The sequence below is a fragment of the Pseudomonas sp. NY15374 genome, from assembly GCF_048068255.1.
GTDB classification, from domain to species: Bacteria; Pseudomonadota; Gammaproteobacteria; order Pseudomonadales; family Pseudomonadaceae; genus Aquipseudomonas; species Aquipseudomonas machongensis.
The window spans coordinates 59,391-72,675 of sequence record NZ_JBLUPZ010000018.1 but is presented as its reverse complement, the minus strand read 5'-3'; the positions used below and the strand labels follow the sequence as shown (position 1 = coordinate 72,675).

Here is a 13,285-nt window from a genome sequence, read left to right as displayed (position 1 = left end):
TGCCCCGGACTATCAGGCGTTTGTTTCGTAAGGGCTCAGGCGCCCAACTCGCGTACCAGTGAATCGCGGCTGATCTCGCCGATCGACTTGGCGCCGGTCAGCACCATGGCCACGCGCATTTCTTTCTCGAACAGCTCCAGCAGGTTCTTCACCCCAGCCTGGCCATGCACGGCCAGGGCCCAGAGGAAGGCGCGGCCGATCAGCACCGTGTCGGCGCCCAGGGCGATCATGCGCACCACGTCCAGGCCGCTGCGGATACCCGAGTCGGCGAGAATCTTCAAATCACCCTTGACCGCGTCGGCAATGGCCGGCAGGGCGCGAGCGCTGGACAGCACGCCGTCGAGCTGGCGGCCGCCGTGGTTGGAGACGACGATGCCGTCGGCACCGAACCTCACGGCGTCGCGGGCGTCATCGGCGTCGAGGATGCCCTTGATGATCATCGGGCCGTCCCAGAATTCGCGGATCCACTCCAGGTCCTTCCAGGAAATCGACGGGTCGAAATTGTTGCCCAGCCAGCCGATGTAGTCGGCAAGGCCGGTCGGGTTGCCGCGATAGGTGGAAATATTGCCCAGGTCGTGGGGGCGTCCCATCACGCCGACGTCCCAGGCCCATTCAGGGTGGGTCATGGCTTGCAACACACGACGCATCGGGCCGTTGGCGCCACTCATGCCGGAATGGGCGTCACGGTAGCGGGCGCCGGGCACGGGCATGTCGACGGTGAACACCAGCGTCTTCACCCCGGCGGCCTTGGCACGCTCCAGGGCGTTGCGCATGAAGCCGCGGTCCTTGAGGACATACAGCTGGAACCACATGGGCCGGTCGATGGCCGGCGCCACTTCCTCGATCGGGCAGACCGACACCGTGGACAGGGTGAAGGGAATGCCGTGCGCCGCCGCCGCGCGCGCCGCTTGCACTTCGCCACGGCGCGCGTACATGCCGGTGAGTCCGACCGGGGCCAGGGCCACGGGCATGCTCAGGGTTTCGTCGAACAGCCGGGTCTGAAGGCTCAGCTCCGACATGTTTCTCAGGACACGCTGGCGCAGGGCGATGCTGGCCAGGTCCGAGACATTGTGGCGCAGGGTGTGCTCGGCGTAGGCGCCGCCGTCGGCGTAGTGGAACAGGAAGGGGGGCAGCTTGCGCTGGGCCGCGGCGCGATAGTCGGTGGAGGCTGAAATGATCATGGATTCTCGCAGCGTGGGTTGAGGGAACTGCCGGGCGCTCAGAGCGCCCGGCCCCTGTCACTTTAGTGATGAACCAGCATACCGGTCAGCCAGTAGGCCTGGACCAGGGTGATCAGGCCGACGATGGTCGCGAAGAACAGGCTGTGCTTGACGGTGAAGCGGAACAGGTCCGACTCCTTGCCGACCAGGCCGGTGGCGGCGCAGGCCACGGCGATCGACTGTGGCGAGATCATCTTTCCGGTCACGCCGCCGCTGGTGTTAGCGGCGACCAGCAAGGTGTCGCTGACGCCGATCTGGTGCGCGGTGGTGGCCTGCAGCGAGCTGAACAGGGCGTTGGACGACGTGTCGGATCCGGTCAGGAACACGCCCAGCCAACCCAGGAACGGCGAGAAGAACGGGAACGCCGCGCCGGTGCCGGCCAGGACCAGGGCCATGGTCGAGGACATGCCCGAGTAGTTGGTGACGAAGGCGAAGGCCAGCACCATGCCGATCGACAGGATCGGCCAGCGCAGTTCCCAGAAGGTCTCTTTGAAAGTGGTAAGACCAGTTTTGACATTGATCTTCAGGACCCACATCGAGATCAGTGCCGACAGGAAGATCGCGGTGCCGGTGGCGGATATCGGGTCGAGCTTGAACACGGCCGGCATCGCGGTCGGTGCGGTCACGATCGGCGCAGTCTTGATCACCAGTTGATCGAGGTGCGGGATGGCGAAGTTGAACACGAAGTTGTACATCGCGCCGCCCGGCGCGAATGCAGCCTTGAAGGGCTTGAGGGTCCAGATGGTCACCAGCACGGTGAGAATCAGGAATGGCGACCAGGCCTTGAAGATCTCGCCGAAGCTGTACGGCGAAGGCTGGCTGCCGCCACTGCTGACCACGGCCGCACCGACGCTGCCCTTGGCCTCGGCGAACGCGCGCTTGGGCTGCCAGACTTTGAGGAACAGGGTCAGGGCGATCAGGCTGGCCAGGGCCGAGGTGATGTCCGGCAGTTCAGGACCGATGAAGTTGGACGTGAAGTACTGGGTCACGGCGAAGCTCAGGCCGGCGACCAGCGCGGCGGGCCAGGTCTCTTTCACGCCACGCAGGCCATCCATCATGAACACCAGCCAGAACGGCACGAACAGCGACAGCAGCGGCAGCTGGCGGCCGGTCATGGCGCCAATGTGGAAGGCGTCGATACCGGTCACTTGCCCGGCGACGATGATCGGGATGCCCAGGGCGCCGAAGGCGACCGGCGCGGTGTTGGCGATCAGGCACAGGCCCGCGGCATACAGCGGGTTGAAGCCCAGACCCACCAGCAGTGCGGCGGTGATGGCCACGGGCGCGCCGAAGCCGGCTGCGCCTTCGAGGAAGGCACCGAAGCAGAAGCCGATCAGCAGCACCTGCAGGCGCTGGTCGTCGGTGATCGACAGTACCGAGCTGCGGATGACTTCGAACTGGCCGCTCTTGACCGTGAGTTTGTACAGGAACACTGCGGCAACGATGATCCAGGCAATCGGCCAGAGGCCATAGAGGAAGCCGTAGCCTGCTGCGGCAAGGGCCATGTCGACAGGCATCTGGAAGGCGAAGATCGCCACCAGGATCGACAGGCCGAGGGTAATGCTGCCTGCCACGTGTCCCTTGAGGCGGAACACGGCGAGGGCGAGGAAGAAGAACACGATGGGGATGACCGCCGCCAGTGCGGACAGGCCGAGACTACCAAGCGGTGTGTAGAGTTGTTGCCAGGTTTGCATATGGGGTAACCCCTAATTGTTGTTGGTCAGCACTGGCATTGGATAATTGGTAAGACCAATTTACAATGACTGGTCGCTAGGTTAAAAGCCGGATACGAGGTGTGTCAATTTGTCCCAAGCAAAACTTTGGTCGAGTGCCGATGAGCGGAGGGCGAGATCGCGTCGGATCAATCGAGGAATATCTGTCGGGCTGTCGCGGATAGGCGCAGAATAGGCGCCCCGAAATCGGTGCCGGGGTTTGTGGAGAGCATGTGATGGTTTTTGATCAGGTCCGCCAACGGCGCCTGTCCGACGATATCGTCGATCGACTGGAAGGGATGATTCTCGAGGGGACGTTGACCTCGGGGCAGCGCCTGCCCGCCGAGCGCGCCCTGGCCGAGCAGTTCGGCGTTTCCCGCCCGTCGTTGCGCGAGGCGATCCAGAAACTGGTGGCCAAGGGGCTGCTGGTCAGCCGCCAGGGAGGCGGCAACTATGTGGCCGAGTCGCTGGGATCGACGTTCAGTGATCCCTTGTTGCAGTTGCTCGAGCACAACCCTGAGGCTCAGCGCGACCTGCTGGAGTTTCGTCACACCCTTGAGGCCTCATGCGCCTTCTACGCAGCCCAGCGTGCCACCGAGCCGGATCGGGCGCGGTTGAAGGCCGCCTTCGATGCGCTGCAGGACTGCTATGCCCGCGTCGATGAGGTCAGTCGTGCAGAAGAGGGCGCAGCGGATGCCCGGTTTCATCTGGCGATTGCCGAGGCCAGCCACAATGCCGTGCTGCTGCATACCATTCGTGGTCTGTTCGACCTGCTCAAGCGCAATGTGGTGACCAACATCGGGGGCATGTACCAGCAGCGTACGGAAACGCGCGACATGCTGATCAGTCAGCATCGCGAACTGTACGAGGCGATCGTCGAGGGGCGTGCGGAAGATGCGCGGGAGGTGTCGAGCCGGCACATCCTGTATGTGCAGGAAGTGCTGGAAGAAGCGCAGCAGGAAGCCCAGCGCGTGGCGCGTGCGGAGCGACGCAACGGGCGCTAGAAACGTGTCGCAGCATTCGCGGGCAAGTCGGAGCGCCGAACCGCCGCTCCGACTTGCCCGCCGAAGAAGATCTACTCTTCCTTGCCCTTGTTGCGCACCGCACGCTGCAGCTCGCGGTTGGAGTCGCGCTCGCGCATCGTGTCGCGCTTGTCGAACTCCTTCTTGCCCTTGCCGAGCGCGATTTCGCACTTGATCAGGTGCTTGCTCCAGTACAGCGCCAGGGCCACACAGGTGTAGCCTTTCTGCGCCACGGCAGCCTCCACGCGCTCGAGCTCGCGCTTGTTCAGCAGCAGCTTGCGGGTACGCATGGGGTCGGCGATGACGTGGGTGCTGGCGGTGTTCAGCGGGGTGATGTGGCTGCCGAACAGCCAGGCTTCGCCATCCTTGAGCAGCACGTAGCTGTCGGTCAGGTGCGCCTTGCCGGCCCGCAGGCTTTTTACTTCCCAACCGGACAGGACCAGCCCGGCCTCGAACTTGTGTTCGATGAAGTAATCGTGTCGCGCTTTCTTGTTCTGCGCGATGGTCCCGGTCGGATGTTTCTTTTGCTTAGCCATAGGGGCGGCATTATAGGCAGTCGCCACGTCCTCTGGCTATGGGGTTCGGTGCGCTTGAGCCAGCAGGATGAATCCCGGACAATGCAGGCCTCGTTCCGTTGTACGGAACCGTTCCGAAGCGCTGCGATGCGCTGCCGCCCAGCTTGGAAGTGATGCCTGGATGACTACCCATATTCAACGCTCCGCCCTGCTGCCATACCCTGCCCAGGCGCTCTACGACCTGGTCAACGACGTGGCCAGCTACCCTGAGTTTCTTCCCTGGTGCTCGGACTCGACGGTGCTCGAGGCGAGTGACACGCACATGCGGGCGAAGCTGGAGGTAGCCAAGGGTGGCATGAGCCAGCAGTTCGTCACGCGCAATGTGCTGGTACCGGGGCAATCCATCGAGATGAACCTGGAAGAAGGGCCCTTCACCCAGTTGCATGGTGTGTGGGTGTTCAAGGCGTTGGGCGAGAAAGCCTGCAAGATCAGCCTCGACCTGTCGTTCGATTACGCCGGGCCGCTGGTGCGCGCCACCCTCGGGCCATTGTTCAACCAGGCAGCCAACACCCTCGTCGATGCCTTCTGCCAGCGAGCCAAGCAGCTGCATGGCTGAGACGCTGGGTATCGAGGTGGCTTACGCGACCGCGGCACGCCAGTGGCTGCTGGCGTGCCGGGTGCCGCAGGGCGTGACGCTGCGTGAGGCCTTGCGCTTGTCTGGTATCGCTGCGCAAGTGCCAGGGCTGGATATTGAAAGCTGCCCGGTGGGCGTGTTCGGCAAGGTCGTCGCCGATCCGCAGCAGCGTCAGGTAGAGGAGGGCGAGCGCCTGGAAATCTACCGGCCGCTGCTGGTCGACCCGAAGGCGATGCGCAGACAGCGAGCCGAAAGGGCCAAGGCTGCACGCGGGTAAGGTTGTTGCTGTATGCGCTGCGCAATAAAAAGCCCGGACCATGTCCGGGCTTTTTCATGGGCCATGCCGTTATTGCGGCGAGGTCTCCAGGGGAGCCGGTGTGGGCACCGGTGTCGTCTCGATGGTGTCGATTTCACGCTGGATCGACTCTTCCGTCGAGCCGGCCTTGGCTGGCTTCTCTGGCTGTTGAGACGGCTGGTTGGCCGGGCTGACGGTCGTGGTGCTGCTGCCGCCCAGGATTTCCTGGTCGCGGCTCACGCCTGGCATGAAGTCGCCGGACAGGCTGACCAGTTGGTCGCTTTCGTTGAAGAAGATGCTCATGCGCTCCTGCTGGCGCTTACCGCCGCCAGGCTGGATGCTGTAGAGATAATCCCACCGATTGGTGTTGAAGGTGTCCTGCAGGAGCGGGTTGCCCATGATAAACCTTACTTGCCGTCGGGTCATTCCGGGGCGCAATTGGTCTATCATGTCCTGCGTGACGACATTGCCCTGCTGGATGTCGATTTTGTAAACCCCGGGAAACGAGCAACCGGCGAGTGCGAGCAGTCCCACGAGGGTGAGGCTGGTTAGCAAGAGCTTGGTGTTTTGCATCGGTGGGCGACTTCCACTATCTTGGCTGGACAACGTAAACCCCGATCATACCCGTATTAAGAGAAGCTGCGAAGCAGCATCGGCGAGAAAGCTGACCATGGTTGAAAATAGCGAATTGCGCAAAGCCGGTCTCAAGGTGACCCTGCCTCGAGTCAAGATCCTTCAGATGCTCGATTCGACCGAGCAGCGTCACATGAGCGCCGAGGATGTCTACAAGGCGCTGATGGAAGCAGGTGAGGATGTCGGTCTGGCGACCGTCTACCGTGTACTGACCCAGTTCGAAGCAGCGGGTCTGGTGGTTCGCCACAACTTCGATGGCGGCCACGCGGTGTTCGAGCTGGCCGATGGCGGCCACCACGACCATATGGTCAACGTGGATACCAGCGAAGTGATCGAATTCATGGATGCGGAGATCGAGCGCCGCCAGAAAGAGATCGTGGCTGAGCATGGCTACGAGCTCGTGGACCACAACCTGGTCCTGTATGTGCGTAAGAAAAAGTAACGATTTCGATCGTTATGAACAGCAAAGGCGACCTTCGGGTCGCCTTTGTGCTTTCTGCCACGGGTGAGAAGTGTGCTACCTCAGGCCTTGCCGCTAACCACCATCTTGCGCGCATGCGCCAGGGATTCCTTGGTCAGGTCTATCCCGCCCAGCATGCGTGCCACTTCTTCGACCCGCTCACGTTTGCCGAGGCTGGCCACGGCTGTATGGGTGGTGTCGCTGTTGCGCACCTTGTGCACGAACAGGTGGTGGTGCCCTTGGGCTGCAACCTGCGGCAGGTGGGTGACGGTTAGGACCTGGCCGCGCTCACCCAGGCGGCGCAACAGTTGGCCGACGATCTCGGCGGTCGGGCCGCCGATGCCCACGTCCACTTCGTCAAAGACCAGCGTGGGAATGCGCGAGGTTTGTGCGGTGATGACCTGAATCGCCAGGCTGATGCGTGACAGCTCGCCTCCCGACGCCACCTTGGCCAGGCCCTTGAGCGGCTGGCCGGGGTTGGCGCTGACCAGCAGCTCGATCTGCTCCAGCCCGTGGGGCGAAAGCTCATCGCTCTCGTTGGGCGACAGCTCGATGCAGAAGCGCCCGCCAGGCATGCCCAGGCGCTGGATCTCCTGCTCGACCGCCACCGCCAGCTGCGCTGCGGCCTGGCGGCGCAGGTTGCTGAGCTCGACGGCCTTCTCTTTATAGTGCTGTGCATAGGCGGCCAGTTCGCCGCCCAGGCGCTCGATGGATTCATCGCTGGCGTTGAGCCCTTCGAGCTCCTCCATGAGGCGCTGTTGCAGGTGTGGCAGCTCGCTCGGGTGCACGCGGTGCTTGCGAGCGAGCGTATAAAGGGTGTCGAGCCGCTCTTCCAGCGCCTGCAGGCGCAGAGGGTCGGCGTCGAAGTTGTCGAGGAAGCGGTTGAGCTCGCCAACCGCTTCCTCGATCTGGATCTGTGCACTGGCGATCAGATTGACGGCCTCGCCCAATGCCTTGGGGGCATTGTTCACGGCGGTCAGGCGATTGAGGCTGACCGTCAGGGCGCTGAGCACGTTGCCGGAGTCGCTTTCGCTGCATTGATCGATGACCTGTCGGCAGATACCGAACAGGGCTTCGGCATTGGTCAGGTTCTTGTGCTCGTGCTCAAGCTGTTCCAGCTCGTTTTCGCCCAGGCCCAGATTGTCGAGCTCTTCGAGCTGGTAGCTCAGCAGCTGATGACGGGCGCGTTGCTCATCGCCGGAGTTGGACAGACGCTCCAGCTCCAGGCGGGTCTGGCGCCAGCGCTGGGCCGCCAGTTGCACCTGGCGGGCGAGGTCGGTGGCGCCGGCGTACTCGTCGACCAGGCGACGATGTGTGTCGGTCTTGAGGAGCGACTGGTGTTCGTGCTGGCTGTGGATGTCGATCAGCAACTCGCCGAGTGCCTTGAGGTCGCCGAGCGGGCAAGGGGTGCCGTTGATGTAGCCGCGGCTGCGGCCTTCGGCGGTGATCACTCGGCGCAGGATACATGGGCCGTCGTTGTCGAGGTCGCGCTCTGCCAGCCAGGTGCGGGCCTCGGGAATGTCGATCAGGTCGAAGGTGGCAAGCAGATCGGCCTTGTCGGCGCCCGGGCGCACCACGCCGCTGTCGGCACGATCGCCTAGCGCCAGGCCGAGCGCGTCGAGCATGATGGACTTGCCTGCGCCCGTTTCGCCGGTGATCACCGACATCCCGCGGGCGAGTTCGAGGTCGAGGTGCTCGACGATGGCGTAGTTGTGAATGGACAGGTGCACCAGCATGAGGGCCGCTCCCGAAGGTCATGTCTGGTTATTTATACAGTACTTTTTTCACCTCTGCCAATGCCCGCCTGTTGAACGTGGAAATGCCGCTCGCCCCTTGAACCTGGTTTTTCCGACCCCATATAACCGGCAGACAAGGCAGGCATGACCTGTAACCAGAAATTGCGGAGGAGAGCACCGATGGCTGACGAACAGCTGGATGAACAAAACCTTAACGCCGAAGAAGCCGGATCCGAAGACCTCGGTGCCCGCGTCCAGGTGCTCGAGGAGCAGCTGGCCGCCGCCAAGGATCAGTCGCTGCGTGTGGCGGCAGACCTGCAGAACATCCGCCGTCGTGCCGAGCAGGATGTCGAGAAGGCTCACAAGTTCGCCTTGGAGAAATTCGCTGGCGACCTGCTGCCGGTGATCGACAGCCTGGAGCTGGCCCTGACCCACTCCAGCGCCGATGACGAAAACGTCAAGCAGATCCGCGAAGGTGTCGAGCTGACCCTGAAGATGTTCCAGGACACGCTCAAGCGCTACAACCTCGAAGCCGTCGATCCTCATGGCCAGCCATTCAACCCTGAGCATCACCAGGCCATGGCCATGCAGGAAAACGCCGAGGTAGAGCCGAACAGCGTGCTCAACGTGTTCCAGAAGGGTTATCTGCTCAACGGTCGTCTGCTGCGCCCCGCCATGGTGGTGGTCAGCAAGGCGCCGGCAGCGCCCCAGCCTTCCATCGATGAAAAGGCTTGAAATCCACCGGGGCATCCCCATCTAGGTGTCAAGCCTTCAAGTATTACCGCAGTTGGCCAAAGTAGTCGCTGCTACCAAATTCAAGTTTCGGGAGAGTTAACATGGGCAAAATCATCGGTATCGACCTGGGGACGACCAACTCGTGCGTCTCCATTCTGGAAAACGGTAACGTCAAGGTCATCGAGAACGCCGAAGGTGCGCGTACCACCCCTTCGATCGTGGCCTACGCCAACGACGGCGAAATCCTGGTTGGCCAGTCGGCCAAGCGCCAGGCCGTCACCAACCCGCACAACACCTTGTTCGCAGTGAAGCGCCTGATCGGCCGCCGCTTCGAAGAAGACGTCGTGCAGAAAGACATCAAGCTGGTGCCTTACAAGATCGTCAAGGCTGGCAACGGTGACGCCTGGGTCGAGGCTGCTGGCAAGGAAATGGCTCCGCCGCAGATCAGCGCCGAAGTCCTGAAGAAGATGAAGAAGACCGCCGAAGACTACCTCGGCGAGCCTGTCACCGAAGCGGTCATCACCGTTCCGGCCTACTTCAACGACAGCCAGCGCCAGGCTACCAAGGATGCCGGTCGCATCGCCGGTCTGGACGTCAAGCGCATCATCAACGAACCGACCGCTGCTGCACTGGCCTATGGCATGGACAAGGCCAAGGGCGACCACACCGTCATCGTCTATGACCTGGGTGGTGGTACCTTCGACGTGTCGGTCATCGAAATCGCCGAAGTCGACGGTGAGCATCAGTTCGAAGTACTGGCCACCAACGGTGACACCTTCCTGGGTGGTGAAGACTTCGACATGCGCCTGATCGACTACCTCGTCGACGAGTTCAAGAAAGAGTCCGGCATGGACCTGAAGAACGATCCGCTGGCACTGCAGCGTCTGAAAGAAGCCGCTGAAAAGGCCAAGATCGAGCTGTCTTCCGCCCAGTCGACCGACGTCAACCTGCCGTACATCACTGCTGATGCAACCGGTCCGAAGCACCTGAACGTGAAGATCTCCCGCGCCAAGCTGGAGTCGCTGGTCGAAGACCTGGTCAGCCGTACCATCGAGCCTTGCCGCATCGCCCTGAAAGATGCCGGTATCGATGCGAGCAAGATCGACGACGTGATCCTGGTCGGTGGCCAGACCCGTATGCCGCTGGTACAGAAAGCGGTCGCCGATTTCTTCGGCAAGGAAGCGCGCAAGGACGTCAACCCGGACGAAGCCGTTGCCATGGGTGCTGCCATCCAGGGCGCCGTACTGGCCGGTGACGTGAAGGACGTCCTGCTACTCGACGTCAGCCCGCTGACCCTGGGTATCGAAACCATGGGTGGCGTGATGACCGCGCTGATCGAGAAGAACACCACCATCCCGACCAAGAAGTCGCAGGTGTTCTCGACTGCCGACGACAACCAGGGTGCAGTGACCATCCACGTCCTGCAGGGCGAGCGCAAGCAGGCCGCGCAGAACAAGTCGCTGGGCAAGTTCGACCTGTCGGACATCCCGCCAGCTCCGCGTGGCGTTCCACAGATCGAAGTGACCTTCGACATCGACGCCAACGGCATCCTGCACGTAGGTGCCAAAGACAAGGCCACCGGCAAGGCTCAGTCGATCGTGATCAAGGCCAACTCCGGCCTGTCGGACGAAGAGATCGAGCGTATGGTGCGTGACGCCGAGGCCAACGCCGAGGAAGACCGCAAGTTCGAAGAGCTGGCCGCTGCCCGCAACCAGGGTGATGCACTGGTTCACTCGACCCGCAAGATGGTCGTCGACGCCGGTGACAAGGCTACTGCCGAGGAAAAGGCTGCGATCGAAGCTGCCGTGGTTGCCCTGGAAGCCGCCGTCAAGGGCGACGACAAGGCCGCCATCGACGCCAAGGTCGAGGAGCTGTCCAAAGTCTCCGCGCCAGTTGCCCAGAAGATGTATGCCGAGCAACAGGCTCAGCAGCCTCAAGGCGGCGCCCAGCAGGCCGAGCCGGAAGCCAGGCACGATGACGTGGTTGACGCCGAGTTCGAGGAAGTGAAAGACAACAACAAGCAGTAATGCTTGCATGTTGTCGGCCAGTTCATCGCCATTGGTCGGTGAACTGGTAGGATGTCGCCGCGCGGGGGCTTGCTCCCGCGTTGGCGTGTCTGGAACACGGGAAATATTTCCAGCATCTGTCAGGGCGCATCAGGCGTGTTGCGGCAGGTGCTGACGGCACGGTGCACAGATGCCGAAAGCCCTCAAGAGTGCAAATGACCTATGGCAAAGCGTGATTTTTATGAGGTCCTGGGTGTCGAGCGCGGCGCCAGCGAAGGTGACCTCAAGAAGGCCTATCGCCGCCTGGCGATGAAGTTTCACCCAGACCGCAACCCGGGCGACAAAGAGTCGGAAGAGAAATTCAAGGAGGCCAACGAGGCCTATGAAGTGCTCTCCGACGCCAGCAAGCGCGCCGCCTACGATCAGTACGGCCATGCCGGTGTCGACCCGAGCATGGGTGGCGGTGGTGCCGGCTTCGGCGGCGCCAACTTCTCCGATATCTTCGGCGACGTCTTCAGCGACTTCTTCGGCGGTGGCCGGGGCGGTGGTCGTGGCGGCGCCCAGCGCGGCAGTGACCTGCGCTACACCCTCGAGCTGAACCTGGAAGAAGCGGTGCGTGGCACCACGGTCAATATCCGTGTGCCGACGCTGGTCAACTGCGCGCCGTGCGATGGTACCGGCGCCAAGAAGGGCTCGACGCCGTCGACTTGCCCGACTTGCGGCGGTATCGGCCAGGTGCGCATGCAGCAAGGTTTCTTCTCGGTGCAGCAGACCTGCCCGCGTTGCCATGGCTCGGGCAAGATCATCACCGACCCGTGCAACTCCTGCCACGGCGAAGGCCGTGTCGAGGAATACAAGACCCTGTCGGTCAAGGTGCCGGCGGGTGTCGATACGGGTGACCGCATCCGCCTGTCTGGCGAGGGCGAGGCCGGGGCGCATGGTGGCCCGACCGGCGACCTGTATGTGGTCATCAGTGTCCGTGAGCATTCGATCTTCCAGCGCGATGGCAAGCACCTGTATTGCGAAGTGCCGATCAGCTACACCGATGCGGCGCTCGGTGGCGAGCTGGAAGTGCCGACACTGGACGGCCGGGTCAAGCTGAAGATCCCGGAAGGCACCCAGACCGGCAAGCAGTTCCGCCTGCGCGGCAAGGGCGTGGCGCCGGTGCGTGGTGGTGCGGCGGGCGACCTGTTGTGCCGCGTCGCGGTCGAGACACCGGTCAACCTGAGTCGCCGCCAGCGCGAGCTGCTTGAAGAACTGCGTGATTCGCTCGATGGCGACAGCTCCCATTCGCCCAAGGCCAGTGGTTGGTTCGAGGGTATGAAGCGCTTCTTCGGCGATCTCTGACAAGGAACAGGCTATGCGACGTATTGCAGTGATGGGTGCGGCAGGGCGGATGGGCAAGATCCTCATCGAAGCCGTGCAGCAGCAGGCTCCCCAGGCGGGCCTGACGGCAGCGATCGATCGCCCGGACAGCACCCTGGTGGGGGCTGACGCCGGCGAGCTCGCGGCGTTGGGCCGTATCGGCGTACCGATTTCCGATGATCTGACCAAGGTCGCCGACGAGTTCGATGTGCTCATCGACTTCACTCACCCCTCGGTGACCCTGAAGAACCTGGCGTTCTGCCGCAAGGCAGGCAAGGCCATGGTCATCGGTACCACCGGTTTTTCGCAGGACGAAAAGGCCCTGCTGGCGGAGGCGGGCAAGGAGATTCCGATCGTCTTCGCTGCCAACTTCAGCATTGGCGTCAATCTGTGCCTGAAGTTGCTCGATACTGCTGCGCGGGTGCTGGGTGACGAGGTGGACATCGAGATCATCGAGGCTCACCACCGGCACAAGGTCGACGCGCCGTCGGGTACTGCGCTGCGCATGGGAGAGGTGGTTGCCCAGGCGTTGGGGCGCGATCTGCAGGAAGTGGCTGTCTATGGTCGTGAAGGCCAGACCGGTGCGCGCAAGCGCGATACCATCGGTTTTGCCACCGTGCGTGCGGGGGATGTGGTCGGCGATCACACCGTGCTGTTCGCGGCAGAGGGTGAGCGTGTCGAGATCACCCACAAGGCCTCGAGCCGCATGACCTTTGCCAAGGGGGCCGTGCGTGCGTCGCTGTGGCTCGATGGGCGCGAGCCTGGGCTGTACGACATGCAGGATGTGCTCGAGCTGCATTGAGCCGTCACTGCCGACGTCGTTCTGTCGCAATCATGTGTTTTAGAGGCACATATGCGGTAGACCGAAACCTCACTTTTCTGTAAACTACAGCTTTAGTGTATCCACTAAAAGCGCGCAGAGAATTGAATTCAGCACATAAAAGCGGGGTGA

At 62.5% G+C, this 13,285-nt stretch carries 13 protein-coding genes; 8 read left to right on the top strand and 5 right to left on the bottom strand.

Going from position 1 to position 13,285, the window contains the following annotated elements; genetic code table 11:
- Positions 1–35: 35 nt before the first annotated feature.
- Together lldD and ACNFHO_RS26470 are read right to left on the bottom strand one after the other, a co-directional pair.
- A complete protein-coding gene (gene lldD, locus ACNFHO_RS26475) occupies positions 36–1,181 on the bottom strand; it encodes an FMN-dependent L-lactate dehydrogenase LldD (RefSeq protein ID WP_112897265.1) in 1,146 nt (381 codons plus the stop codon).
- A gap of 62 nt (positions 1,182–1,243) precedes the next feature.
- Entirely contained in the window at positions 1,244–2,914 is a 1,671-nt protein-coding gene (locus tag ACNFHO_RS26470; protein WP_054892631.1) for a lactate permease LctP family transporter, read from the bottom strand.
- 254 nt (positions 2,915–3,168) lie between these two features.
- Between ACNFHO_RS26470 and ACNFHO_RS26465 the strand changes: the two genes are divergently transcribed.
- Entirely contained in the window at positions 3,169–3,936 is a 768-nt protein-coding gene (locus tag ACNFHO_RS26465) for an FCD domain-containing protein (protein ID WP_054892630.1), read from the top strand.
- 71 nt (positions 3,937–4,007) lie between these two features.
- Here ACNFHO_RS26465 and smpB read toward each other — a convergent pair whose 3' ends face one another.
- The gene (gene smpB / locus ACNFHO_RS26460) at positions 4,008–4,490 is read right to left on the bottom strand and encodes an SsrA-binding protein SmpB (protein WP_027917703.1); all 483 of its coding nucleotides are present in this window, start codon (positions 4,488–4,490) and stop codon (positions 4,008–4,010) included.
- Positions 4,491–4,650: 160 nt separating this feature from the next.
- Between smpB and ACNFHO_RS26455 the strand changes: the two genes are divergently transcribed.
- The gene (locus ACNFHO_RS26455) at positions 4,651–5,085 is read left to right on the top strand and encodes a type II toxin-antitoxin system RatA family toxin (protein ID WP_054892629.1); all 435 of its coding nucleotides are present in this window, start codon (positions 4,651–4,653) and stop codon (positions 5,083–5,085) included.
- Positions 5,078–5,380: an RnfH family protein gene (locus tag ACNFHO_RS26450; RefSeq protein WP_151926432.1), complete on the top strand. Its 303-nt coding sequence runs from the start codon at positions 5,078–5,080 to the stop codon at positions 5,378–5,380. Before ACNFHO_RS26455 ends, ACNFHO_RS26450 begins: the two co-directional genes overlap by 8 nt.
- 69 nt (positions 5,381–5,449) lie before the next feature.
- On the opposite strand, the gene ACNFHO_RS26445 is transcribed toward ACNFHO_RS26450, so the two are convergent.
- Positions 5,450–5,971, bottom strand: a complete 522-nt coding sequence (locus ACNFHO_RS26445) for an outer membrane protein assembly factor BamE (RefSeq protein ID WP_054892627.1) — start codon at positions 5,969–5,971, stop codon at positions 5,450–5,452.
- A gap of 97 nt (positions 5,972–6,068) precedes the next feature.
- On the opposite strand from ACNFHO_RS26445, the gene fur reads away from it, so the two are divergent.
- Positions 6,069–6,473 carry a ferric iron uptake transcriptional regulator gene (fur, locus tag ACNFHO_RS26440; protein ID WP_046788147.1) on the top strand — a complete coding sequence of 135 codons (405 nt, stop codon included), beginning with the start codon at positions 6,069–6,071 and terminating at the stop codon, positions 6,471–6,473.
- Between the two features lie 80 nt (positions 6,474–6,553).
- Here fur and recN read toward each other — a convergent pair whose 3' ends face one another.
- The gene (gene recN / locus ACNFHO_RS26435; protein WP_054892626.1) at positions 6,554–8,227 is read right to left on the bottom strand and encodes a DNA repair protein RecN; all 1,674 of its coding nucleotides are present in this window, start codon (positions 8,225–8,227) and stop codon (positions 6,554–6,556) included.
- Between the two features lie 180 nt (positions 8,228–8,407).
- Between recN and grpE the strand changes: the two genes are divergently transcribed.
- The 4 genes from grpE to dapB all read left to right on the top strand — a co-directional run bounded on the left by grpE (position 8,408) and on the right by dapB (position 13,135).
- Complete coding sequence (gene grpE / locus ACNFHO_RS26430; RefSeq protein WP_054892625.1) at positions 8,408–8,962, top strand: nucleotide exchange factor GrpE; 555 nt, start codon at positions 8,408–8,410, stop codon at positions 8,960–8,962.
- Positions 8,963–9,063: 101 nt separating this feature from the next.
- Positions 9,064–10,989 (top strand): molecular chaperone DnaK, encoded by a 1,926-nt coding sequence (dnaK, locus tag ACNFHO_RS26425; protein ID WP_416767858.1) that lies wholly within the window; start codon positions 9,064–9,066, stop codon positions 10,987–10,989.
- Positions 10,990–11,190: 201 nt separating this feature from the next.
- On the top strand, positions 11,191–12,315 hold the full coding sequence (dnaJ, locus tag ACNFHO_RS26420; protein ID WP_054892623.1) for a molecular chaperone DnaJ: 1,125 nt from the start codon (positions 11,191–11,193) through the stop codon (positions 12,313–12,315).
- Positions 12,316–12,328: 13 nt separating this feature from the next.
- Positions 12,329–13,135, top strand: coding sequence for a 4-hydroxy-tetrahydrodipicolinate reductase (gene dapB / locus ACNFHO_RS26415; RefSeq protein WP_416767857.1), 807 nt, complete (start codon positions 12,329–12,331; stop codon positions 13,133–13,135).
- Positions 13,136–13,285 lie beyond the last annotated feature (150 nt).